20 protein-coding genes are annotated in these 26,117 nt (G+C 52.3%); 16 read left to right on the top strand and 4 right to left on the bottom strand.

Going from position 1 to position 26,117, the window contains the following annotated elements:
• The first annotated feature begins 239 nt into the window (after positions 1-239).
• From mnmA to EKM83_RS10030, 5 genes are all read left to right on the top strand, one after another.
• Complete coding sequence (gene mnmA, locus EKM83_RS10050) at positions 240-1,367, top strand: tRNA 2-thiouridine(34) synthase MnmA (protein ID WP_125577036.1); 1,128 nt, start codon at positions 240-242, stop codon at positions 1,365-1,367.
• A gap of 738 nt (positions 1,368-2,105) precedes the next feature.
• Positions 2,106-2,765, top strand: coding sequence for a histidine phosphatase family protein (locus tag EKM83_RS10045; protein WP_164505648.1), 660 nt, complete (start codon positions 2,106-2,108; stop codon positions 2,763-2,765).
• Between the two features lie 12 nt (positions 2,766-2,777).
• Positions 2,778-3,461 carry a tetratricopeptide repeat protein gene (locus EKM83_RS10040; RefSeq protein WP_125577032.1) on the top strand — a complete coding sequence of 228 codons (684 nt, stop codon included), beginning with the start codon at positions 2,778-2,780 and terminating at the stop codon, positions 3,459-3,461.
• A gap of 17 nt (positions 3,462-3,478) precedes the next feature.
• A complete protein-coding gene (gene recD2 / locus EKM83_RS10035; RefSeq protein ID WP_125577030.1) occupies positions 3,479-6,013 on the top strand; it encodes an SF1B family DNA helicase RecD2 in 2,535 nt (844 codons plus the stop codon).
• A gap of 492 nt (positions 6,014-6,505) precedes the next feature.
• Entirely contained in the window at positions 6,506-7,492 is a 987-nt protein-coding gene (locus EKM83_RS10030; protein ID WP_125577028.1) for a ribose-phosphate diphosphokinase, read from the top strand.
• Between the two features lie 293 nt (positions 7,493-7,785).
• Here the strand turns inward: EKM83_RS10030 and EKM83_RS13475 are convergent, their stop codons facing one another.
• From EKM83_RS13475 to EKM83_RS10015, 4 genes are all read right to left on the bottom strand, one after another.
• The gene (locus EKM83_RS13475; RefSeq protein ID WP_164505645.1) at positions 7,786-7,998 is read right to left on the bottom strand and encodes a helix-turn-helix domain-containing protein; all 213 of its coding nucleotides are present in this window, start codon (positions 7,996-7,998) and stop codon (positions 7,786-7,788) included.
• A 20-nt stretch (positions 7,999-8,018) separates the two neighbouring features.
• Complete coding sequence (locus tag EKM83_RS13470; protein ID WP_225418656.1) at positions 8,019-8,333, bottom strand: hypothetical protein; 315 nt, start codon at positions 8,331-8,333, stop codon at positions 8,019-8,021.
• A gap of 105 nt (positions 8,334-8,438) precedes the next feature.
• Positions 8,439-9,128, bottom strand: a complete 690-nt coding sequence (locus EKM83_RS10020; RefSeq protein ID WP_125577026.1) for an amino acid ABC transporter permease — start codon at positions 9,126-9,128, stop codon at positions 8,439-8,441.
• Between the two features lie 19 nt (positions 9,129-9,147).
• The gene (locus EKM83_RS10015; RefSeq protein WP_125577024.1) at positions 9,148-10,026 is read right to left on the bottom strand and encodes a transporter substrate-binding domain-containing protein; all 879 of its coding nucleotides are present in this window, start codon (positions 10,024-10,026) and stop codon (positions 9,148-9,150) included.
• A 231-nt stretch (positions 10,027-10,257) separates the two neighbouring features.
• On the opposite strand from EKM83_RS10015, the gene EKM83_RS10010 reads away from it, so the two are divergent.
• The 11 genes from EKM83_RS10010 (at position 10,258) to EKM83_RS09960 (ending at position 25,911) form a co-directional block, all read left to right on the top strand.
• The gene (locus EKM83_RS10010; protein WP_125577022.1) at positions 10,258-11,748 is read left to right on the top strand and encodes an amidase; all 1,491 of its coding nucleotides are present in this window, start codon (positions 10,258-10,260) and stop codon (positions 11,746-11,748) included.
• 12 nt (positions 11,749-11,760) lie between these two features.
• On the top strand, positions 11,761-13,410 hold the full coding sequence (locus EKM83_RS10005; protein ID WP_125577020.1) for a peptide ABC transporter substrate-binding protein: 1,650 nt from the start codon (positions 11,761-11,763) through the stop codon (positions 13,408-13,410).
• A 225-nt stretch (positions 13,411-13,635) separates the two neighbouring features.
• Positions 13,636-14,547, top strand: a complete 912-nt coding sequence (gene murQ, locus EKM83_RS10000) for an N-acetylmuramic acid 6-phosphate etherase (RefSeq protein WP_125577018.1) — start codon at positions 13,636-13,638, stop codon at positions 14,545-14,547.
• A gap of 706 nt (positions 14,548-15,253) precedes the next feature.
• A complete protein-coding gene (locus EKM83_RS09995) occupies positions 15,254-16,243 on the top strand; it encodes an aldo/keto reductase (protein ID WP_125577016.1) in 990 nt (329 codons plus the stop codon).
• Positions 16,244-16,555: 312 nt separating this feature from the next.
• Complete coding sequence (gene rbsR, locus EKM83_RS09990) at positions 16,556-17,563, top strand: ribose utilization transcriptional repressor RbsR (protein WP_125577014.1); 1,008 nt, start codon at positions 16,556-16,558, stop codon at positions 17,561-17,563.
• Between the two features lie 130 nt (positions 17,564-17,693).
• Positions 17,694-18,614: a ribokinase gene (rbsK, locus tag EKM83_RS09985; RefSeq protein ID WP_125577012.1), complete on the top strand. Its 921-nt coding sequence runs from the start codon at positions 17,694-17,696 to the stop codon at positions 18,612-18,614.
• Positions 18,615-18,927: 313 nt separating this feature from the next.
• Positions 18,928-20,946, top strand: coding sequence for a transketolase (gene tkt, locus EKM83_RS09980; RefSeq protein WP_125577010.1), 2,019 nt, complete (start codon positions 18,928-18,930; stop codon positions 20,944-20,946).
• Between the two features lie 444 nt (positions 20,947-21,390).
• Entirely contained in the window at positions 21,391-22,284 is an 894-nt protein-coding gene (locus tag EKM83_RS09975; protein ID WP_125577008.1) for a C40 family peptidase, read from the top strand.
• 114 nt (positions 22,285-22,398) lie between these two features.
• On the top strand, positions 22,399-23,427 hold the full coding sequence (locus EKM83_RS09970; RefSeq protein WP_125577006.1) for a DUF1002 domain-containing protein: 1,029 nt from the start codon (positions 22,399-22,401) through the stop codon (positions 23,425-23,427).
• Positions 23,428-23,921: 494 nt separating this feature from the next.
• Positions 23,922-25,544 (top strand): peptidoglycan endopeptidase, encoded by a 1,623-nt coding sequence (locus tag EKM83_RS09965; RefSeq protein WP_125577004.1) that lies wholly within the window; start codon positions 23,922-23,924, stop codon positions 25,542-25,544.
• Between the two features lie 160 nt (positions 25,545-25,704).
• Entirely contained in the window at positions 25,705-25,911 is a 207-nt protein-coding gene (locus EKM83_RS09960) for a hypothetical protein (RefSeq protein WP_125577002.1), read from the top strand.
• Positions 25,912-26,117: the final 206 nt, after the last annotated feature.

Genomic DNA, 26,117 nt, shown 5'->3' with positions numbered 1-26,117 from the left:
AAACGAAAGTGGTGAAGAAAGATTCCGTCGAATCAATCTTCACCACTAATGTTAGTCTGTTTTTGATACCAATGCTGTGGGCAATTTGCCTCGTCTGATTTCACCAAAGAAGGCCAACCGGTGACAGGGAACACCAGGCTTGCAAAAGCGGTGCAAAATGGGTAAACTAGGCAATACTGGATTTATGCGACCTTCAAATCGTAGATTCTCCAGAATCTGAGAGAAATGATGGTGATATCATGCAGGACAACAGCCAAACACGGGTTGTCGTTGGTATGAGTGGCGGGGTCGATTCCTCCGTTGTCGCTTTGCGCTTGAAGCAGCAGGGCTATGACGTGATCGGCGTCTTCATGAAGAATTGGGACGATACGGACGAGAACGGGGTTTGTACCGCCACAGAAGACTACAAGGACGTAGCTAAGGTTGCTTCACAAATTGGCATTCCTTACTACTCCGTCAACTTTGAAAAGGAATACTGGGACCGTGTGTTCACGTACTTCTTGGATGAGTACAAAAAGGGTCGGACTCCGAACCCAGACGTGATCTGCAACAAGGAAATCAAGTTCAAGGCTTTCTTGGATTACGCCTTGGAGCTGGGTGCCGACTACATCGCAACCGGGCACTACGCTCAGTTGACGCGTGATGAGAACGGCGACGCCCACTTGATGCGTGCCGTTGACCAGAACAAGGATCAGACTTACTTCTTGAGCCAGCTCTCCACGGAGCAGCTGGATCGCGTTATGTTCCCAATCGGTGACTTGGTCAAGCCACAAGTACGGGAGATTGCGAAGGAAGCTGGCCTGGCAACCGCTGATAAGAAGGATTCCATGGGGATCTGCTTTATCGGTGAAAAGGGTCACTTCAAGGACTTCTTGAACACCTACCTGCCAGCCAAGCCCGGCAAGATGATGACGGTCGACGGTGAGGTCAAGGGTGACCACGCCGGTTTGATGTACTACACGATTGGTCAGCGCCGCGGTTTAGGTATCGGTGGTGACGGTGAGGACAACGAGCCTTGGTTCGTGATCGGTAAGGACTTGACCAAGAACATTTTGTACGTGGGCAAGGGTTACCACAATCCACATCTGTACGCGACGCATCTGTCGGCCTCAGACATTCACTGGGTCAACACGATCGACCGCGGCAGTGACTTCCACTGCACGGCGAAGTTCCGTTACCGGCAAAAGGATACCGGCGTGACCGTACACTTGAGTGAAGACGGCCAGCAGGTCACTGTTGAATTCGACGATCCAGCCCGGGCCATCACCCCTGGTCAGGCCGTTGTCTTCTACAATGGCGACGAGTGCTTGGGGAGCGCCATCATTGACGCTGCTTACAACAAGGACCGTGAGTTACAGTTAATCTAAGTCATTAAAATGAGAGCCTGACGAACTGGCAGCGTGCCGGTTGGTTGGGCTCTTTTTGTGTTGGCAATGATGGCGTGATCTGTGCTGGCCGCCTACCGTTACGTGAAACTCCAGGTGGGAACGCTGGGGAGGACGTCGAGCCAAAGTACGGTCTCGGCGCTTGCTTTGAGCCAGCAGGTCACTGTTTCAAAGTCACCAATTTGTCAGCAAAACCCACTGATAAATTCCCCGGCTTAGCCCACCGCATTAGGTGATGCTAGCGCCGCTACTATCGACACTCACCAACTGTGGTGACGATTTCTAAAGAAGTGGTTAAGAACTCTATCATGGGGGTTACAAAAGATGGTGCCATTTCGTTAGTAAGAGTGTGAGGATAAATTGGAAAGTGGCCAGAATCGCCTAATTCACGGTGCAAAGTAGCGCTGGGATACTAAGTGGATTGGTACCGCCAGTCACTACCGTAGCCGAGAGCCTGCTGGATATGAGCTCAGCCGTGGGGGTTAAGACCGTTTTTTGGCTCAAGCCGGCGCCCTCAGCGTTCCAACTCATATCCAGCAGGCGGTAAGGCGGCCAGCGCTTCTCTATATTTTGGCAAGCGACTACCTTCCCAACAACAGGGAAAGCTAAATCGAAAGTTTTTCCACCGAAATTTATCGTTTTCCCGGCCAGTTCCTTTGAAAAACCAGCGAAAACTGGCATAATATAGACTATGTGACTTCACGGAAAGGACGGCAACAAATTTTGAAATTATACTTTATTCGTCATGGTAAGACGCAGTGGAATCTTGAGGGCCGCTTTCAAGGCGCTGGTGGGGACTCGCCGCTGTTACCGGAGAGCTACGAACAAATGGTTCAAGTTGGCCGTTTCTTAAAGGACACGCCGTTTACCCACGCGTATGCCAGCCCCATCAAGCGCGCACGGGTCACGGCCCAGCACGTCATCAAGGAGCTTGATCATCAGGTGCCGTTAACGCTGGTTAGCCGCCTGGAAGAGTTCCACTTGGGACAGATGGAGGGGATGGCCTTTGACGACGTGAGAAAGCAATTTCCGGCCGAATTAGACGCCTTCCGCAATCATCCCGACCAATACGACGCCGCAAAGATTGGCGGGGAGACGTTTACCCAGGTCATCGACCGGATGACGCCCGCTATCCAAAAAATCGTGGCCGCCAACGCTGACCCGCAAGATAACGTCTTGATCTTCAGTCACGGGGCCGCGCTCAATGCCGAGATCAACGGCTTATTGGGAACGCCGCTGGCTGACCTGCGGAAACGTGGCGGTCTGCGCAATACCAGCGTGACCATTTTAGAGACATTAGACGGGCAGCATTACGACCTGATCGACTGGAACGACACCAGTTTTTTGACGGCGAAGCCCACGGCAACCGATACGATTTAGGTGATAAATAAAATGACAGAGAAGAAAATTGACCGTCAAGCAGATAAAGCAAAATCAGAACAATTAGTCCATCAATTGGTGCAGCGCATCGATACCCATCCGGGCGATGCGGACGCCTATTACGAACTGGCGACGGTACTGGTAGACTTGAAGTCCTACGCGCAAGCCGAGGAGCTCTTGATGAAGGCGCTGGGGTTGTTCGCCACCCAACCGGCTACGGTAGAAAAGCTCCGTTATGGTCTGGGCAATGTGTATTATGCCGCCCAGGATTACCCGAAAGCTATCCAACAATTTGACCAGTTGAACGACCAATGGAAGGGTGCCGGCTATTTGATGTTGGCCCAAAGCTACATGGCCAATGGTGACCACAAACGTGCATTGGTTTTTGCGTTGACTGCATTGGGGAGCCAGCCGAAAGACGAGGCAACCTTGCAAGTCATGGCCGAAAACCTCTTGGCGCTGGGTAACATGGCCCAAGCCGCCCAGTACTACGACCAAGTGTTGGCAGTGAATCCGAAAAACGGCCATGCGCAATTTGACCGGGGCTTAGTCGCCATGGTTCAGGGCGAACCGTACCAGGATTACTTCACCCAAGCCAAGCAGTTAGACCCGACTTATTTTGAAAAAGGACAAAAACGGCTGGCCGATATCGAACGTTTCGTGCAAGCACAACGGTCACCTGACCAGCCACAGTAAAGGAGGAAGACTAGCAGATGGCAACCGAATCACTCAATTTATTTGCGGATGATCCTCAGCAGGCCGATTACGTGGTCGGCACCGTCAGTGCGGTCTTTTTTGCCAGCAATGACAGCTTTTATAAGGTCATGTTGGTCAAGGTCTCCGAGACCAGTCTGGATTGGCACGAAGACGAGATCGTGGTGACCGGGAACTTCGCCGACATCAAGGACGACGTGACGTACCGGTTCACGGGCAAACGGGTGGAGCATCCCAAGTACGGCGTGCAATTCCAGGCCGACAATTATCAAAATGAAACGCCAACGACCCGGAGTGGCGTCGTGGCCTACCTTAGTGGCGAGGACTTTCCTGGTCTGGGCAAGAAGACGGCTGAAAAAATCGTCGATGCGCTGGGAACCAACGCGATCGAAGAGATTTTAAACGACTCGGCCGTGCTCCAACCGCTGGGCTTGTCGGCCAAGGTTTCGGCGACCCTGGTCAGTCAACTTCAGACCAACAACGGGATGGAGCAGATCATCATCGGCTTAAATGGCTACGGCTTCGGCAGTACTTTGGCGGCGGCCATTTACAACCGGTACCAGGAAAAGACGCTCGACGTCATCCACGAAAACCCGTACCAGTTGGCCGAGGACATCAACGGTGTGAGCTTCCGGCGTGCGGACCAAATCGCCACCCAACTGGGATATGCAGCCGATAAACCGGAACGTTTGCAGGCGGGCTTATTACAAACGCTCAATGACTTGTCGGTGGCCAACGGCGATACCTATACCACCGCCAAACCGTTGCTAGCTAATGCCTTGAGCCTGTTGGAAAACGCGCGCAATGTGTGCTTAGACCCCAGCAAGCTAGCCGACCAACTCCTCGAGCTGGCTAAGCAACAAAAGGTCGTAGGCGATGACCAACGCATTTATTTGAAATCCCTCTATGATGCGGAGTGGCAGGTCGCCGAACACCTCCAACGCCTGTTGAAGGGCGACGATACGCCGGCCAAGTTCAATGAAGACGCGATTCACAAGCAATTACGCATCGTTGAGAAACAAAATGACATCGTGTACGACGAATCGCAAACCGCCGCGTTGACCGCCGCCATTCAGGCCAAGGTCATGCTACTGACGGGGGGACCCGGGACCGGGAAGACCACCATCATTCGTGGATTGGTCAACCTGTACGCCCGGTTACACGAGGTCTCACTAGATATCAATGAGTACAAAGACAAACCATTCCCGATTTTGCTGGCCGCGCCAACTGGGCGGGCAGCGAAGCGGATGAGTGAGTCCACTGGCTTGCCTGCTAGTACGATTCATCGCCTGTTGGGATTGACCGGACGGGAGGCGGATCCCGACGAGGCCGCGACCAACGACCTCGAAGGTGGCCTGCTGATCATCGACGAGGTCTCGATGGTCGACGTTTATTTGATGAAGACGCTACTAAAGGCTGTGCCCATTGGCATGCAGGTCATCTTGGTGGGGGATAAGGACCAGCTACCTTCCGTGGGGCCGGGCCAAGTCTTTCACGACCTGTTGGCCAGCGACCAACTCCAGAAGATTCAGCTGGATACCATTTACCGGCAGGGGGATGGCTCGTCCATCATCCCGTTGGCCCATGCCATCAAGGCGGGCAAGTTGCCGGCGGATTTCACCCAGAACCAAAAGGACCGCTCCTTCATCGCCTGCCACGCTAACCAAGTGGAAAATGTCATCGACCAAATCGTGGGTAAGGCGCACGCCAAGGGCTTTAGTGCCAGTGACATTCAGGTGCTGGCCCCGATGTACCGCGGGTCGGCCGGTATCGACCGGTTGAACGTGGTGCTCCAAGACATTTTGAATCCGAAGAAGTCCGACCGGCAAAAGGAAGTCACCTTCCGTAACCAAAAATTCCGGATTGGCGACAAGGTCTTACACCTGGTCAACAGTCCGGAAAATAACGTGTTCAACGGGGATATTGGGGTCATCACCGGGATTGATTTGGCCAACGACAAGCACAGTAAGGCCAAGAGCGACCAATTGACGATTGCCTTTGAACAGACCGAAGTCACCTACGCCAAAAACGACTGGAACCGCCTGACGCTGGCGTACTGCATGTCGATCCACAAGTCGCAGGGGTCCGAATTCAAGATGGTCATCTTGCCGATGGTCGGCCAATACAACCGCATGCTCCAGCGTAATTTGCTGTACACGGCGGTGACCCGGGCGGCCGATATGTTGATCCTGATTGGTGAACCGCAAGCCTTTGAAGCCTGTGTGACCAATTTGTCCGTTAACCGCCATACCACGTTAACGACGCGGATTCAAACGGTCTTAGACCCGGATGGGGCGGCTAAAGCCCACGAAGAGGTCCCAACGACTGATACTGAGACGGCTAATGCGACGGACCAACCGGCTGATGCTACGGCAACGAATTCAACGCCAACGGCCACTGAGGCACCGGAGTCGACCGCGCCCAAGGATTACCGTTTGACACCGGAACTGGTGTTGAGCCGGCAAATTGACCCGATGATTGGGATGCAGGGCGTGTCCCCGCAACAATTTATGCCGGCAGCGTCTCAAAATTAATGATGCGAGATCCCCATGGTTATGGTAAGACGGGAGCTAGCTGCGTTGCACCAGATGTGTCGGTACGCTATGTGGACGGACTGTGGCGTTAAGAACGGTTTGGTGAGCCACTAATTGGTGTGCAATTGCAAAATGGGTTAAACCAATTGTTGTCAGCAATCGCCATCGTAGCCGAGAGTTTGCTAGAGATGAGTTCAGCTGTGGAAGTTCCCTTAGTGGCACGGTTCATGGCACTTAGGAAACTGGTAACTTGGAGACGTGATTTTTCGGCTCCAAGTTAAGGGACAAGACCGTTCTTTGGCTTGGCCCGGCGCCCTCAGCGTTCCAACTCATCTCTAGCGAACGATAGGCGGCCAGTTCAAACCGTGATTTAGCGCTTAACCCAAGACAATCATAAATTTGCAGGGCCAACCGTTGCGTTTCCGGGCAAAGATTGCGATAATAAGAACAGAAAATAGATGAATTTTGTGGTAATCCCACAGGGAGGCTGTTATGGCAGAACACGTCGAAGCTGGTAGAATGAAAGTCTTTGCGTTGAATTCTAACCGTCCACTCGCGGAAAAAATCGCGAAGGCGGCCGGAGTGGAACTGGGCAAGGCGACAATCAAGCATTTTAGTGACGGGGAGATTCAGATCAGTATTGACGAAAGTATCCGGGGGGATGAATTGTTCCTGATTCAGTCCGTTTCCGATCCCGTGAACACGAACCTGATGGAACTGTTGATCATGGTGGATGCCGCACGGCGGGCAAGCGCGGAAAAGATCAACGTGGTGATTCCGTACTACGGTTACTCACGGGCCGACCGCAAAGCTCGGTCCCGCGAACCCATCACGGCCAAGTTGATTGCGTCATTGATGCAAATGGACGGTGTCAACCGGGTCATTGCGTTGGACCTGCACGCGGCTCAGCTGCAAGGCTTCTTCGATATCCCCGTTGACCACCTGCAAAGCGACCGGTTATTGACCAGTTACTTTGAAGAAAACACCAGTCTGGCGGACGAAGACATCGTCGTGGTCGCACCTGACCATGCCGGTGTGAGTCGGGCTCGGCGGTTAGCTGAATTGTTGGGCGCGCCGATTGCGATTATCGACAACCGTTCCGATACTGAAAACGCCGCGCATCCAGAGGCCGTGATTGGGGATGTGAAGGGCAAGCATGCCATTTTGGTCGATGATATCATTGACACGGCTATCCGAATCACGGTGTCCGCCGATGCCTTGAAGAAGGCCGGTGCCGCCGACGTTTACGCGGCAGCTACGCACGCCGTCTTGTCCGGTGACGCGACCCAACGGATCAACGAATCTGTATTGAAGAAGGTCGTCATTACCGACTCGATTCAATTGCCAGAAGACAAACAAAGCGATAAATTTGCCATCATGTCTGTCGGTGAGATGTTCGGCAAGGCCATCGACCTGATTTACCATGAAGAACCCGTCGACTCCTTGTTTACCAAGGTGACCGGTCGGCAGAAACAGTAAATGAAAGATAAAAAAACTGCTCGGACTTGGTGCCGGGCAGTTTTTGACATATAGTACGGCGGAAGAGCTTGGGACAATGCTACCCAAGCTCTCTTTTTGCGTAACGGTTCTAAGAACCCAAGTCAGTGTCAAAGAAGTGGTTCAGCTTGGTTGCATGATAGAACTATCTAACCGGGGGAGAAATGAGTTCCAGGAGAAGGGGGACTAGGATGGGGATACTAAATTTAGTATTCAGAAAAAGACGCCTTTAGTAAAAGAATTAACTGCCTGGTAAGCTTGCCGATGCTGTTTGTTCACCCCTTGCGCTGAAGTTCCTGATATTTTTTTACGAATTCCTCCAATAGCTTCATGTCAGCTACTTGGCCTTCTAATTGGCGAATACGTAGATTGGCCTTTAGGACCCAAGAACGGGCCTGTTGGTATGAGACCTGGAATCGTTCGGTGGCCTCACTGTATGAGTGCTTCTGATTGGTAACGTACTCGACAACTTCAATGCGTTCTTCCAATGTGGTTTTACGGCTCATCTTCAGGACCTGGAAACCCAGGCCCATACTTGAGAAGTTGAACGTAAACCATATTTCATCATGACCTCTTGCCTTGAACCTTCACCGCGCAAGAAAGCATGAACGACTTGAAGCTTGAGGGCTTCACGATAGTGTTGATTCTTCTTGGCCTCTCTCAGTCCGTCAAGGCCATCGCGGTGGTATCGATCGCACCACGGGGCAATGGTCTTTGCCCCTAAGCCCTTCATCTTCCCAAAGGCCTTACTTGAAAGCCCTGAAGCTTCAAACTCATTAATCAATGCCAGCTTCTCTATGGCAGTATACTTAAATCTTGGCATACAAAAATCCCTCCGTCATTGTCAGATGAATTTATATTATTTCATCTGACAACCACAAAGGGATCATAACACAGAATTACTGCCCAGCGAACGCGGCTTTAAACGTTAAATCATTTTCATGTGAATGGTTTTCCGGTCGTAGTCTAAGTACCGTTCCAGCTGGTTTTGCCCCGCCGTCAAGACCACGCAGCACAGCCAGTACAGGATGGCAATCGTGATGTAGATGGTCATGTAGTCCTGGTTGGCGCCGGCAACGATCTTGGCGTCCATGAACATTTCGGTCACCGTGATCATGGCGGCTAGCGAAGTGCCCTTGAACATGTCGAGCAAAATATTGCCAAGCGCGGGAATGCTGATGCGAAAGGCTTGCGGAATGATAATTAACCGCATGACTTTCCGATAGGGTAAGCCAATCGAGTAGGCCGCCTCGTACTGCCCGTGGTCGATCCCCAGAAATGAGGACCGGAATACCTCGGACACGAAGGCCGCTGCCCCGATGGTAAACGAGATGATGGCCGCTGGAATCGCCGTGAGGCCAAAGCCAAAGTAGACGATGAACAAGACGACCAGCATCGGCACGCCCCGCATGAAGGAAATGTAGGCCCGCGCCAGCCAGTGGAGCACCCGAATGTGGCTGAGTTGCGCCAGCGTGAGGAACATCCCCAGGATGGTTGCCAGGATAAAGGCCATGACGGTCAGGTAGATGGTCATCGGCAGCCCCGCTAAGATTTGGGGAATCGACGACCACGCCAGTTTGGCATTAAAGAAGCCCGGAATCGAGAAATACTTGAGCACAGTGGCGCCACCTGACTTTCTATTGGCCCGTGTACTTGGACTTGATCGTAAAGTTCTTGGCAATCTTGACGTTTGGCTTTTGCGTCACGTCAGCGCCGTAGTACTTTTCGGACAATTTCTTGATGGTGCCGTCCTTCAACAGCTTCTTGATTTCTTTGTTGATTTCGGCCTTGAGTTTGGTGTTACTCTTCTTCATCAGGATACCGACCCCTTGGCCGTCATCACTGGTGGTGAAGTACATGTTCTTGACCAGGTGTAAGCCGTTGTTCGGAATGGCCTTCAATGCTAATTTCTGCAGGTAGTAGTCGTTCATGATAAAATCGGTCTTACCATTTTTGACATCCTTCAGGTAAACATCGTTGGAAACATTGTCGTAGTTGACCAATTTGGCGCCTAATTGTTGTGCGAGGCGTTGGTAACCCGTGCCAGCTTCCCCAGCGGACCGCTTGCCCTTGATGTCGGCCCAGTTGTGGATGCCGGAATCATTGCTGTTACGGACCATGATGCTGTTAAATGAGTGCTTGTAGACCGTCGACAAGGCGTACTTATCCTTACGTGCGGGGGACAGACCGAAGTCGTTGGCCGCCATGTCAGCCTTACCGGAGTTGACCGCGGTCAATTGCCCATCAACACTGAGTTCCTTGAACTGGACTTTCTTATGTAAGCCCTTGGCAACTGCCCGAACGACTTCGACATCGAAGCCAGTCAGCTTGCTGTTCTTGGAAGCGTGAAACGACGTGGGATACAGCGTCCCGGACGTCGCCACGATCAAGGTCTTCTTGTTAGCGACCTTGGTATTTGTTGACTCTGATGAGGACTTCCCGCAACCAACGAGACCGACACTCATCACTAAGCTTAACCCTAAACCTAAAACCAACCATTTTTTCGTCTTATTCATCAATTTTCATTCCTTTCAGTTTGTGACCTAAGACTTTTTAAGTATAACTACTTGGAAACGCTTTTACAACCAGTACGTGGTAGAATGAAGATATTAACTTACCAATAATTAGTGATTTTGTGGTCAGACCGGTCACGGTTGGCAGAAAAAATAATTTGGTGAGTGAAGGTAAAGGTGAGCTGCGGCGTGGTGGTCGCGGCCAGGTTACATAGATTATAGGAGGCGGTTGTATTGGCAATTACGGATTGGATTGGGACCCCAGCATTGACCTGGGCTAAGCGCATACGGTCAGGCGAGGTCACTAGTCAGGAGCTGGTTGAACGGGCGTTAGCGGAGATCGACCGGCAAAACCCGACGTTAAACGCGGTCATCACCACGCGCCGGGAGAAGGCGCTACAGGAAGCGGCGGCTCTTGAGGACCACGGACAGCCATTTTTGGGCGTACCCTTGCTTCTGAAAGGCTTGGGCCAACAGCTCAAGGGTGAGTCGAGTACGAGTGGCTCGCGTCTGCTGAAAAATAACGTGGCCACGCAGACCAGCTTCTTCGTGGAAGCCTTGCAACGGGCAGGCTTCATCGTGATTGGCCAGACCAATTTCCCTGAATTTGGCTTTAAGAATATCACGGATGCCCAGATCTACGGCGACGCTCACAACCCGTGGAACACCGACTATCAACCCGGCGGTTCCTCTGGTGGAGCCGGTGCGGCCGTGGCGGCGGGGATGGTACCTCTGGCGGCCGGCAGTGACGGGGGTGGCTCGATTCGAATCCCTTCCTCGTGGTCCGGAACGATTGGCCTCAAGCCGACCCGGGGCCGAGTTCCCGTGGGTCCTGGCGACTGGCGGTCGTGGGAAGGAGCAGCCATTGACTTTGGTCTGACCCGTTCTGTGGCCGACACGGCGGCGTTACTGGATAGTTTACAAACGATTCAGCCCGCCGCGGTCTTCCAACAACCGCTGGAACAGCCCGGTTTCTTGGCCCAGCTCGACCAACCGGTACAACCCGGTGTTATCGGCTATACGACCGAATCGCCAGTCGGCACGCCGGTCAGTCCGGATGCGGTACAGGCGGTCAAGGACGCCGTGACCTTCTTGAGTGACCAGGGCTTTGACGTAGAAGAGGTCCACAATCCCATCGACGGCGTGGCCTTGATGGAAAGCTACTACACCATGAATGCTGGTGAGACGGCCGCCTTTATGGGGCAAATGCAGGCCGGCATGGACCGACCATTGACGGCTGACGACATGGAACTGTTGACCTGGGCACTGTACCAGACGGGGTTGAACACGACGGCCGCCGAATACAGTTTGTCCTTGGGGCAATGGGACCAAGCCGCTTGGCAAATGGCGCAGCTGCACGCCAAGTATCCGGTCATTTTGACGCCAACTACGGCTTGGGCTGCTCCGAAAGTCGGTGATACCCTGGTTTCCGCGGAAAATGCGGCAAAGATGGCCGACATTGCTAGCCTAAAGCCCGCCGCACAAAAGCAGCTGATCTATGACCAATGGCTGCCAGCCTTAACCCGGTCGCCATTTACGCAACAAGCTAATCTGACCGGGGAACCAGCTATCAGCTTGCCGACGGCGGTCACCGCTGACGGGTTGCCGCTGGGCATCCAGTTTAATGCCGGCAAGGGGCAAGAAATGGTCCTCTTGAAGCTTGGGGCTTTATTTGAACGCGCAGGTAAGTTAAAATTGTTACACCAGACTATTTTAGATGAATGAGGAGCGAACGTTTTGAAGGGAAAACAGATAGGTATTTTAATGGGGGCAGCGTTACTGGTTGCTGGCGGTTTGGCCGCTTGCGGTAAGTCATCGACCAGTACGTCAAAGTCGGGTCAATTGGCGGCTGATCAGTCGGTCAAACTCGCAGCCAAAGCAGAAGTCACCACGCTGGACGTGTCAAAGGCCTCAGATTCCAGCAGTCTGACCATGCTGTACCACACGCAAGAAGGGCTGTATCGGCTCGGTAAGAATGAAAAGTTGATCAACGCCTTGGCCACTAAGACCACGGTGTCTAAGGACGGTAAGCAGTACACGTTTAAACTGCGGTCCGACAACCACTGGAACGACGGTAAGCCGGTTACGGCCCAGGACTTCGTTTATTCCTGGCAACGGACGGTCAATCCTAAGACGGCTTCTGAGTACGCTTATTTGATGGCCGGCATCAAGAATTACAGTGCCGTGCAAAATGGCAAGGTCGCGCCGAGTCAATTGGGCGTCAAGGCCGTGGATAAACACACGTTACAAGTCACGTTGAGCAAGCCAGTCGCTTACTTCAAACTACTGCTGGCCTTCCCGACCTTCTTCCCACAGGAACAAAAGGTCGTCGAGAAATACGGCAGTGACTACGGCCATTCTAGTCAGCAAACGGCGTACGATGGGCCATTTACCATGACCAAGTGGCAAGGGACCAGTCAGAGCTGGACGTTAAAGAAGAATGCCAAGTTCTGGGACAAGAAAGGCATCACGCTTAAGCAGATGCATTTCCAAGTCGTAGCGGATCCATCGACCGGCCTGAGCCTCTTCCAGAAGAAGGAATTGGATGCCACGACCTTAGACGGGACGCAGGTGGCCAACCTGAAGAACAATAAGGAAATGAAGACCTTCGTTGGTGGAAGCACGTACTACATGCAGATGAACCAAAAGAAGGTCAAGGCACTGCGGAACTTGAAGGTCCGTCAAGCCTTATCCATGGCCATCGACAAGCAACAATTGGCCAAGAGCGTTCTGCGAGACGGGTCTAAGGCACCATTAGGCTTCGTGTCACAAAACCTGTCACGCAACCCAAAGACCAATGCTGATTTTGCCAAGGACGCCTACGTCAAATCTGGGGTAACCTATGATCTGCAGCAAGCCAAGAAACTGATGAAGGCTGGCCTCAAGGCAACCGGCACCAAGTCGTTGAACCTGACGCTGATGGCGGATGATACCAGCGTGACCAAGACCGTGGCCCAATACATTCAAGCAGAGCTGCAAAAACTGCCGAACGTGAAGGTCACTATCAACACGTTACCTTACAAGACGCGGTTGAGCCGGTCCAACACCGGGAACTTCGAACTGGTCTTGACGAACTGGGGTGCAGACTTTGCGGACCCAATCAACTTCCTATCCTTGATGAGCACCGGCAACACCAATAACAACGGTGACTTCTCGGATGCCAAGTACGATAGCTACGTCAAGGCGTCTGAAAATAAGGACGCCAACAATCCAACGGCGCGCTACCAAGACCTGGTCAATGCTGAAAAGCGCTTGATGTCGCAACAAGGCGTCATCCCACTGTATCAACCAGCCACAGTAGAAATGTGGAACGACAAGGTTTCCGGCTACGTTTGGAACCCAGCGGGGATGAGTCGCGGGTACCAGTGGATGAAGGTTGAAAAGTAAAGTTTTCAGTTAACTTTACGTAAATCGAAACATGCAATCGATGATTTTCTATGAAAGTAGTTGGCAATTGCCAGCTGCTTTTTTATTTTTCGGAAAAAGGCGGGGAACTTGCGCGAAAAGCAAAATCGTAATTGAAATTAATTATGAAACATGTTATACCTAGATTAGGTGCAATGAAAGCGAATACATAACCGTGAGAATTAATCGGAGTTGGAGGCTGACACTATGCAATTTGATGAATTACTGACAGAACAACGTAACCACCGGTCCACCCACATCGACCGGGAATCGACCTTGGAAATGGTGGCGACGATCAACCGGGAGGATCACCGGGTGGCGCGCGCTGTCCAGAAGCAATTACCGCAGATTGCCGCGGCTATCGATGCGGCTTACCCGTTGTTTGATCAAGGTGGCCGGTTGATCTACGTCGGTGCGGGGACGTCTGGCCGGTTAGGGGTCATTGATGCCACAGAACTCCAGCCGACCTATGGGCTGAGTGGTGAGCAAACCTTTGGCCTGATTGCCGGGGGCGAGACGGCCTTAACCCATACGGTCAAGGCCGCAGAAGACTCTGTCGAAATGGCCCAAGCCGACATGGCTGGCGTCGAATTGACGGATAAGGATATCGTTATCGCCAGTGCAGCCTCAGGGCAGACGGCTTACACACTGGCCGCGCTCCGGTTCGCCCAAGACCATGGCGCCGTGGGCATCGGTTTTTCCTGCATCGAGGGGAGCCCGCTGGCTGAACTAGCGGATTACCCAATCACCCCAGTCGTGGGACCCGAAATTATTACCGGGGCCACGCTGTTGAAGGCGGGGACCGCTGAAAAGATGGTCTTAAACATGCTGTCAACGGGAATTATGATCAAGACGGGGAAGGTCTATCAAAACCTGATGATCAACGTAGTCCCAACCAATGACAAGACGTTTGAACGGGCCAAGAAGATCATTGCGGAAGCCACACAAACGTCAACGCTGGCCGCAGAACGCGCGCTGGAACGGTCCGACAATAATGTTCCGTTGGCAATCGTCTTGATTGAGACCAAGGGCACCATTGCCGAGGCCAAGGCACTCCTCGCCGCCACCAACGGTCACGTCTCGCAGGCCGTTAAGCTTAGCGACACCAAGGTAAAGTGATTGCTTTACCGTTCACCAAATGTGGGCAGTAATCCCCGGAACGACAGTGTTCAGTTCGCTAAAATTAGTGAAACCAGGGCCTGCGTCAGCCAGGGTTCCGGCGAGGTTGGTGATTGTCAGCAACATTGGCTTAGTTAAAGACTAGTTGCCAAATCAGCCGCTACCTATGGCTAAACCAATTGTTACTAGCAAGCACTCCTGTAACCGAGAGTCCGCCAAATATGGGTTCAGCTGTGGGAGTTGTCTTAGCGGCGCGGTTCATGCCGCTTAGACAACTGGCGTCTTTGAGACGCGGGCTTTCGGCTCAAAGCGAGGCCGAGACCGCTTTTCAGGCTCGGTCCGGTCCGCCCACCGCGTTCCAACCCATAGTTGGCGGACGGTAGGTGGCCAGCGCAAACTACGAAGCTGTAAACGACTAATTCTAATGTCATAAGTCGTATGGTGACAATGGTTCTAGCTTCAACCTTTAATTTAAGAATTATCGCGTGTCATCAACGCTGCTGTGACGGTGTTGGTGGCATTTTTGTTACCGCGTTGCAACGCATTTCTAGTGAACGGTAGGCGGCCAGCTTGGATGTGGGTAGCCAGTGGTAAGAGGTTAGACAAATCCCGAACGATTCTGACAAAATACACATAAGAAACTTGACTGGTCCACACCAATTCTCTATACTTTAATTTAGGTATAAGTGGAAAGGAATGTGGCAGAATGTATCTTGCAGATGAACACCGTTACGAAAAAATGCCAATCAGACGGGCAGGGAACACGGGTTTCCAACTACCCGCCATCTCATTTGGGATGTGGCATAGTTTTGGGGAAAACGCCAACTACGGCGATACCCGCGACATTATCCTGAAGGCTTTTGACGCCGGTATTTTTAGCTTTGACTTGGCGGCCAACTACGGCCCCGGTTCATACGCGGCTGAAAGTCTCTTTGGTGAGGTGTTTAAACGTGAATTGAAGCCTTACCGGGATGAATTGGTCATCAGCAGTAAGGCCGGGTTCCACATGTGGCCAGGGCCTTACGGGCAAATGAGCTCACGCAAGGCACTGACGGCCTCATTGGACCGTTCACTGCAAGCCTTAGGGCTGGACTACGTGGACATTTACTACAGCCACCGGTTCGATCCGGAAACGTCGCCAGAAGAGACGGCCGTGGCTTTAAATGACCTGGTTCGGGCAGGGAAGACGCTGTACGTCGGCATCTCCAATTACACCAAACCACAGGCGGAAGCCATGATCAAGATCTTTAAGGACTTGCACACGCCGTTTGTCGTTGACCAAGTGTCCTATAACATGCTGAACCAGACGGCCAATGACGATGGATTATTCGACATGCTGGCTCAAAATAACGCTGGCGCCATTGCTTACGGACCGCTGTCTGAAGGGTTATTAACGGATAAATACTTAGATGGGATCCCAGCTGACGTGGATATCCACTGGTCCAACGAATTTATCTTGGACGATGGGCGCGATAAGATGACGCAAAAGCTGCAGGCCTTGAACAAGATTGCCCACAGCCGCGGTCAAAAGCTGTCGCACATGGCGTTAGCTTGGCTCTTGCACAACCCGGTCATCACCAGTGTCATCACCGGGGCATCCAAGGCGAGTCATTTACAAGAAAATGTTAAGGCGGTTCAAAACCTGGAATTTGATCCAGAAGAACTGGCTGCAATCGATAAAATTTTAAAGGCTTAATCGGCCATAACTGAAGAGGTACCAGGTGTTCACGTGAGGTGGGCGCCTGATGCCTCTTTTGTCGCTCACAAACGGGGCCACACAATTTCACGGAAGTGTGGTATGCCAGCTGACCAGTCGCCTCGCCAGCGCTGGTTCGGGGCAGTTTGCGGATGAAAATGACTGGGGTGTCAATTTTCATAAAAATAGTCGCAAAAAACTAGGACCCATGGGGTATAATAAGACTTAGGTTACGCTATGTGCGTTTAGGTCGTGCAAATGGGGAGCCGGTGTTTCAGAAACTGAAGTTAAATCTAGACGGTGGGGGTTACTATGACACGGAAAGTAACGATTCGAGACCTGGCCGAAGCGGCGGGTGTTTCAGTCACAACGGTTTCGCAAATTTTAAACGGCAAGGGTGAACGCTTCAGTCTGGACACACGGCGGCGCGTCCATCAATTGCAAGAAGAGATGGGATACGTTCCCGATTTTAATGCGCGCAACTTGATCATGAAGTCGGCACAAACCATTGGGGTCTTAGTCCCGAACCTGGGTAACCCCTTTTTCAGTATGTTCATCCGGGGGGTCCAAGAGACCAGTCGGGAACGTCATTTTATCCCGCTGATTTTTGGGGCTAACCACGATGAAAAGTTGGAGAGCTATTACCTCGAAGAGCTGATCAAGCGTGCAGTGGACGGGTTGATCATTGCCAGCGCCTCCATCACGGGGGAAGCCATTGATAATATTTTAAAGAAAAACGGCATTCCGTACCTGCTGATCGATCAAAACGGTGGGCCGAGCCTTGACCGCGTCCAAATCAATGACGCGCAGGGCGGTAAATTGGCCGCGGATCATTTGTTGGCGCTGGGCCATCAACGCATCGTGGTCGTCATGCCAGACCAACCGACACAAAACCTCAAGATTCGGGTCGCTGGGTTCAAACGTCGCTTGGCCGACAATCACGTTGACCTGGCCGAGACGGCCGTAATCCATTCACCGATGACCAAGTTGGGTGGGTACCAGGCCACGGCGGCCGTATTGGCGCAGCACCCCACGGCAGTCTTTGCGGTCAACGATGAAACGGCACTGGGGCTCATGCGCGGCTTGCACGAGCAAGGTGTTCGGGTGCCGGCAGATATTTCGGTACTGGGGTATGATGATATCGACCTCGATGAGTACGTGGTGCCAAAGCTGACGACCATCCATCAACCGGTTGTGACCATGGGCCAACAAGCCACGGGCTTACTCATCAACCGGATCAAGGATCAACGGCAAGCAGCCCAATTGGTCGACTTACCGGTCAACCTCCAGGAGCGCGAGAGTACGGCCCCGTTAAAATAAATTTCAATTAGTTCTTGTAAGCCTTTTCGAAACATGATACGCTAGGAGTAATCTGGACGTTTGCTCCTCGTGTCAGCATGGAGTAAAACGTTTTACAATTCGGACACTTTTTAAGGAGTGAAGGTTAATTATGTCAAACAAAGTTACGGTTCTGGGAAGCCTGAACGTCGATACGACACTGCGCGTGGCGCGGATGCCACAACCAGGGGAAACGTTATCAACAGAAAACAAGAGTAGTGCTGCTGGTGGGAAGGGTGCTAACCAGGCCGTTGCTGCTGCACGAGCCGGTGCGGAAACCAGCTTTATCGGTAAGGTCGGTAATGACGACGCGGGTCGTTTCATGGTCGAATCATTGAACAACGATGGTATCGACACCAGCGCCATTATCACGGACAAGACGGTCGGGACTGGCTCAGCCTTTATTCTGTTGGACGAAGCCGGCCAGAACAGTATCTTGGTTTATGGGGGCTCCAACCAACAAATCAAGGCCGCAGAAGTCGAAGCCCGCGAAGACGAAATCGCTAAGGCAGACTTCTTGGTGACCCAATTTGAAACGCCCCAAGCCGCCACGTTGGCAGCCTTTAAGATTGCCAAGCAACATGGGGTCACGACCATCTTGAACCCAGCACCAGCCGCAACCATCGACCCTGAGATCTTGAAGGTCACTGATCTGGTTGTGCCAAACGAAACGGAAAGTGCCGAATTGACCGGTATTGAAGTGACTGATGAGGCCTCCATGGACGCCAACGCCAAGAAGTTCCGGGAAATGGGCGTCAAGAACCTGATCATCACGGTCGGCAGTAAAGGGGCGTACTACGCCACCGAACAGGATTCTGGCTTCGTACCCGCTTTCAAGGTCAAGGCCGTGGACACCACTGCCGCCGGGGATACCTTTATCGGGGCCCTCAGCTCACAATTGAAGCCAGACCTGAGCAACGTGGCCACCGCGCTGGTCTTTGCTCAACGTGCTAGTTCCTTAACGGTCCAAGGTTTAGGGGCTATGCCATCGATTCCAACCGTTGCGCAAATCGAAGCGGCTAGTCAAAAATAAGTTTACAGAAAACAATTTGTAAAATCGCCAACTTAACCGATATTTTCGGAAAAGTTGGCGATTTTTTTTGCGTTTTGGGACAACCGGTTGCAACTGAGATAAATCGGTCTATTTGGTATATTCGATTTTATTCAAAGACAATCCCCGGTACAACAACTTTTGTAAGAGGGGTTGCATTAATTAATTTAAATTGGTATAGTGATGAAAGTCGATGAACGAAATCGATTTTTACCGGTAAAATCAATGGATTTGTGCCATCAACCAAAAACTAGGCTGTGATTGGTCCGGCCGATTTAAGTGAGGTTATTTAAAAATGTTGAATGAAGAAGCTATCTCAAACCAAGTGAATTTTGACGAAACAGACACGCAAGCGGTCACGGCCGTGCGGATGCTCAGCATGGACATGATTTCGCGGGCCCACTCTGGTCACCCGGGGTTGCCGTTGGGGGCAGCACCCATGGCCTACGTGCTGTTCTCACGGCACTTACGCGTCGACCCCTCATTTCCCCAGTGGTTCAACCGGGACCGGTTCGTCTTGTCGGCGGGACACGGGTCAGCGATGCTGTACAGCTTATTGCATTTAAGTGGATTCGCGTTAGGCCGCGATGACCTGATGAATTTCCGCCAATTAGGCAGTAAGACGCCAGGACACCCGGAAGTCGGCGTAACGCCGGGGGTGGATGCCACGACCGGACCTTTAGGCCAAGGCATTGGGATGGCTGTCGGGATGGCGATGGCGGAAAGCCATTTGCGTGCTGAATACAACCAACCCGACTTGAACGTGGTCGACCATTACACTTACGCGCTGTGTGGTGACGGGGACTTGATGGAAGGGGTCGCTGCCGAAGCTGCTAGCTTGGCGGGCCAATTACAGTTACACAAATTGATCGTTTTATATGATTCCAACGACGTCTCGTTAGATGGGCCGCTGAGCAACGCGTGCCATGATGATGTGGCCGCGCGGTTCGAAAGCTACGGCTGGAACTACTTGCGCGTGGATGACGGTGAAGACCTGGCGGCGATTGACCGGGCCATTCGGTTGGCCAAAAATGCGCAGAGCGGGCCAACACTGATCGAAGTGAAGACGCAGATCGGGGCCGGGAGCCCCAACGCCGGAACGAACAAGGTTCACGGTGCCCCGCTCAGTGAAGCGGATCTAGCGACGACGCGGGCCCATTACAATTGGAATTGTGATCCTTTCACGGTCCCAGCGGCGGTCCACGAACGGTTCATGACCACCATCAAAGCCCGCGGGTGGGCCAGCCATCAAGAATGGTCCAACCTGGTTGCCCGGTACTCTGACGTTCAACCGAAGCTGGCTGCCCGGTTCGCCCAAGGCGTCAGCAAGACCTTACCAGATGACTTAGCGGACCAGTTGCCAACCTACTACAAGAAGGATAAATTGGCATCACGGGCCAGCGGTCAGGAGGTCCTACAAAAGTTGAGTGCAGCGCTTCCTAATCTCTGGGGCGGTTCAGCGGACTTGTTTAGTTCCAATAAGACGGCGGTAGCGGACAGTGACCGCTTTAGCGTGGACAATCCTCAAGGGAAGAATCTCTGGTTCGGCGTCCGTGAATTTGCGGAAGCGGCCGCGATGAACGGGATTGCGCTCCACGGGGGCACCCAAGTCTACGGTTCGACGTTCTTCGTCTTCTCAGACTACATGAAGCCAGCGATTCGTCTGGCCGCTTTGCAACATTTGCCAGTGACCTACGTCTTCACGCATGATTCCCTAGCCGTAGGGGAAGATGGGCCGACCCACGAACCCGTGGAACAGTTAGCGGCTCTGCGTGCAATTCCCGGGTTGACGGTTTACCGGCCAGCCGATGGCAATGAAACCGCAGCGGCTTGGCTAGCAGCGGTCCAAGCGACAGACCATCCTACGGCCATCGTGTTGTCGCGGCAAGGCTTAGCCACGTTACCGAAGCCAACGGCGGTCAAGGCCGGGGTAAAGCGCGGTGGATACGTGGTCACCGATGCTCATGACCAGGCTGAAGGCATTTTGATGGCCTCGGGTTCTGAAGTTAATCTGGCGTTAGCAGCCCAGGAAAAATTAAGCGAATTGGGTCACGACGTGCGGGTCGTCTCCATTCCGAGTTTTGAACGCTTCAATGCCCAATCGGCAGACTACCGTGAACGGATCCTACCGTCACACTTACGCCGCCGGGTCGCCATCGAAATGGCCAGTGGCTTAGGCTGGTGCCAATACACCGGGTTAGATGGCACCATGTTGACGCAAGAACAATTCGGTGCCAGTGGTCCAGGCGAAGCCGTTACTGCCATGGCCGGCTTCACGCCAGAACGCATCGTAGAAGCCTATCTCGCGCTGTAAGCGGTGGGTTCGGGGAATTCAGTTATCGGAAAAAATAGGGATGTTAGTGAAACAGGCGGTGGCACAGGTCACGGCCTGTTTTGCTGTGAAGAACCATTGCTGGTGAGTTAGCGATATTTAGGTGTCAGCGGTTAAGTAGAGGGCGGTCAGCAAATGGCCTAGCTACCAGGAACCTGCGTCAGCCAGCAATAAAGTGTTAGAGACCGGTTACTAGCACACACGCTAGTAGCTGAGAATCCGTCAACTATGGATTTATCCGTGGGCGGGTCCGCCCACAGCGCTCCGCGGTTGGTTGGGGTGGTAGGCAACTAGTTCGAACTACGAAGCTATAATCGACAACCGATTCCCAGAAAGCAAAAAAATCAGGAAAAGGTGTCGGGATAATCTAGTAAGTTGGTTGAATTATTGGTATATTGGGGGTAAAGATACTGGAGGCGGTTTTTAATGGAAATTCGACGGATCAAGGTACCGACGGCGCTCGTCTGGTCAGCACCAACGGCCGTAACAAAAACAGATCGACCTTACTTAAAGAATGGGGACCTAACGGCGTGGTTAACCAGCCTGAAGCCCGCGGAAAAGGAACAGTTGGCCGACCGCAATCGAACGGTCACGGAAGCGTTATTCAACGACCGGGTGATTTTAGATCGTGTTGAGGGCGAATGGGCCCACGTTTTTGTGACGCGGCAAACCGGTCGGCAGGAACGGCGAGGCTATCCGGGCTGGATTCCATTGACCCAACTGACCGCCAGTGATGAAGAACTGGAATATCCCACCACGACGGTTCGGCTGGTTCACCCGGGCACGTCTTTACTGGACGCTGACCGCCAACCGTTGCTGGACCTGCCACTGGGGACAATCTTAACGACGACTGGTCAAGATGAAGAGTGGATTCAAGTCGTGACACCCTTGGGCCAAGGCTGGATCGCAGCGGACGCGGCTAAGCTCGGTGTCAATGGGGCAGACGATGGCCGGCGTCTCTTGATGCTGGGCCAACAATTTATTGATACACCGTACCTCTGGGGTGGTATCACGCCGCAAGGATTTGACTGTTCTGGCTTGATCTATGCATTGCACCGGGCATTGGGCTACACGATTCCCCGCGATACCCAGGACCAATTTGCCAACGGCTATCCCGTAGCGCCAGAAGAACTGGTAGTCGGTGACCTGGTCTTCTTTGCCCATGATCACGGGACGGGACAAGCCCATCACGTGGGGATGTACGCGGGTAATGGCCAAATGCTTCACGCGCCGAAGCCAGGGAAGGCCGTCGAGATGGCGCCACTGACGACGACTGAGCTAGCACCGGAATATGCGGGTGCCCGGCGTTTCTGGCAATAAGCTGAAATTGAAGAATTTTCTAAGTTCATGGCAGGAACTCACGCAACGGGTGGGGACCTGCTATACTTATTTTAAGGGGAAAGTGACGCCCGAATGAAAAGAGAGGGATTACTCATGAAGATGAAACGCGTTATTTTAAGCCTGGCAGTCGCCGCCTTAGCTGTGGGCATTGGTGGATCAACTTTAACGATGCACGCCGATACGACCGATGCGACGACCGCTACCAGTAGCACTAGCAGTTCCGCCACGAGCGGCAGTACGGTGCAGACCAAGGCGCTCTCCAAAGCCTACGTGGTCTACGGGGCCGGATTGGCCAGCGAAGATAAAGATGCCGTAGCCACGGCCTTGGGCGTGAAATCCAACTACACAGCGTTGACCGCGACGGGTAGCGATTACGCACAATATTTAAACGCGGCTGGAACCACGGACGCGAGCATGATCAGTTCTGTCGCTTTAGCCCCCGCTGATCCGGGAACTGGCGTCAAGGTCAATATCGCTGAATATAACGGTAGCAATAACATTACGGAAGTCACCTCGCAACAATACGCCATGGTCGCCACGATGGCGGGGGTCAAGGACGTGATCATCACGGTCACGGCCGACAAATCCGTTTCCGGTGAATCAGCATTGACCGGGGTCTACAAGGCCTTGGCAGCTGACGGTCTGACACTGAATTCAGAAAACACGCAGGCCGCCAACGGGGTCTTGGATGCCACGCAACCGGCAATCGATTCGAACAGTAGCAACAAGAAGTATCCTGGAAAACTGATGTCCGCTGTGGGTTCAGTCTCTTCTGACCTGGCTAAACAACGGCAAAATGGCAATGATCTCGCCACGAAGGCAGACATTGAGGAAATGCTGCAAAAGGCCTTGGCTAAGCAGGGTATCGACGGACAGACTAGTTCGACACAGATTACCAACATCGCCATCGCTTTGAGCAAGGTGCAACAAGCGCCAGTCTCCACCAGTAAGAATTACATTTCTAACGTCACCAACGTTGCCAATAACCTGGCGAATAGTATCGGTGATAAAATGGCTGGTGTGAAAGACTTTGCCAATAGCGCGGATGCCCAAAAGGCGGAGAACTTCATCGTGCAAATTTGGCAAAAGATTGTCAATTGGTTCAAGGGATTATTCGGTTAATTTCAGTAAGAATAGCGACTTAACAAATAAACGAGCGCAGTTTGCTCGTTTTTTTCGTGCAGAATTTTAAATTTCACAAGCGAAGGGTCTAGGCCGTTAGTTGTAAGATACAGAAAGCGATACCAATATTAACTTGTATTCTGCAAATGGCAGTGAAATATCACATTTTGGCGAATCCGTGGCAGTGGCACGTAATCGGTTGAAGGATGAAAAAGAACAAATGTTTTAGCGAAGAATTGTTTAAAACCGCTGATATTAAGCGCTTTCAGACACGGGATTTGTTTCAGAAAGGGGATAAGCGAACATCTGTTTATCGGCTGAAATCCGTTAATAATTCCTTAATATTTCACAATAAACTGGAAAAACGTGTGGTAATATTAGTTTGTGATTCGTATTGACTATGAACGACTGGGCGACGAAGTTAAGTTGACTTCAGCGACCCGTGTTCAAATTTGTTCGAAAATCTAAAGTCATAAAAGGACGTGTTGGTGAAGATGAGTACAGGACAACGAAAGACAAAAGCAGTTGTTGGGGTCGTCGGTGCCATTGGGGCATTCGCGGCGGGTGCCACGATTACCGCAAATGCGGATAGCATCCAGGTTAAGCAAGGGGATACCGTGTGGGACCTTTCACAAAAACTCGGTGTTTCCGTTCAGGACTTAGAACAACAGAATTCAATCGATGCCAAGACAGATCTAATCTTCGTGGGCCAGCGGCTTCAGGTCAAGTCCGCCAAGAATACCCACAAGGCTTACACTGTTAAATCAGGGGATACCCTGTGGGATCTCGCCCAAACGTATCACCTTTCCGTGGCCCAATTACAAAAGGCCAATCATCTGACCGGTGACATGTTAAGTGTCGGTCAAAAATTAACGATTCCGCAAACGTCGGCAAATAAGAACGTTCAATCAGCAACGACTCAGACGTCACAGACTAGTGCAACGCGGCAAACGACCCAAAAGGCCAACGCGGTGCAGGCCCAAATCGTGGCCGCCCAGCAAGCCGCTGCTAGCAAGCAAAAACAAGCGGCCGCAACCAGTAGCCAATCGGTAGCTTCCCAGTCAGCGACTAGTCAAGCGGCAACCTCGTCAACGCGCACAACCAGTCAGTCACAAACGGCCACTAGCAAGGCGCAAACGGCTTCCGCAACGCAATCTAGTGCGACGAATCAGTCTACCGCTACGCAGACGACTAAGACCATGAAACATGAACGGGCCGCACAAGCCGTTCAGCAGCCGTCTCAGGCCAAAGTTACGCAATCAGCATCAACGAGCAGTTCCTCGGCCCAAACGCCGTCAGCGGCAACTCAGACGCCAACCACGACGTCCTCGTCAAACACAACGAGCAGCAGTGCGGCAACGAGCAGCAGTGCGGCAACTAGCAGCAGTGTCAAACCAGTTCGTCAAAGCCGGATGGCCGCGCCTAAGACAGTAACGAGTCAAAGTCAATCAGCAACGAGTCAACCGGCACAGCGTCAGTCTGGCCAAAGTCAACCAGCTAAGACCAGTCAATCGACCACGCCAGCAGTGACGAGTACCGCGGCGACGACAAAGACCGGGACGCAAAATGCGACGGCCACCACGACGACCAAGAAGACGAAGCGCCTGAAGACGACCACCCGTTCTGCGGTGGCTCGGCAATCCACGACGGCTTCTAGCGCCCAAGGATCAACGAGTTCCAGTACGGCAGCGGCTAGTTCCAGTGCCGTTGCTACCAGTACTAGCACCAAGAAGAAGACCAGTACGGCCGGCTTAACGTCCGGTTCAGTTACGGGGTTGGCATTGAAATTAGCCTCTGCCAACATCCCATACGTTTGGGGTGGCTCTTCATTGAGTGGAATGGACTGTTCTGGGTTGGTTGCCTACGTTTATCAACATGCGATGGGTGTCAGCCTGCCACATAACACGGTTTCCCAAGAAGCTTACGTCTCCACGCATTCCGTGGGCTCAGCTAAGCCAGGGGACATCTTGTTCTGGGGTTCTAAGGGCGCCACGTACCACGACGCCATCTACTTAGGGAATAACCAATTCGTTGCGGCACCAGAACCCGGGCAAAACGTCAAGGTTCAGTCGATCAGCAAGTACTTCATGCCATCCTTCGCCGGAACCTTGAAGTAGAGCGCTTTCAGGCCAACCGTCTGTTTTAGCCACTTTTAGAATTTCGCTGAAAAAAGTTAAGATTATCGTTAACAAATCCGCGCCTAAGTGTTATGATTCTTTTTGTCATTTAGAGACACGAAATAATCATAAATAAAACTAGGTTAAGGACGTGAGAAAGATGAGTAATCGAATTGAAATTCTGGAAGAATATCGTCGCGCTAATTCCCAATTAGCCACGCTAAAACGTCAGGAGTCGGAGAGTGTTCATTCAAGCTCGGAGACGGTCCGTATTGAGCCGCGCTTCGGTGATGAAATGAATGACTTGAGCAATAAGTGCGCTCAGCTGGACATGATCTTGGAAGCCATGGCGGCCTCCGAGGATTAATCTAAACCAAACCAAAAAGAGGATTCAACCGGTCGATGGCTGGTTGAATCCTCTTTTTTTGGCTCTTTGTCAACTGTTGTTGGTAATCGGCTGTCTGAGGTTGCCTAATCGTATTATGATTAGGCAGCCTTTTTAATTCCGAATACTAGATGAATCCTTAATCTAAAGCTACTAAAACAACCGAATCCGTAGCTGACTCGCTTGAT

It is taken from the genome of Levilactobacillus angrenensis, from assembly GCF_003946085.1.
GTDB lineage: Bacteria > Bacillota > Bacilli > Lactobacillales > Lactobacillaceae > Levilactobacillus > Levilactobacillus angrenensis.
Note: the sequence above shows the minus strand (reverse complement) of the source record. Positions and strands in the feature narration are given on the sequence as shown.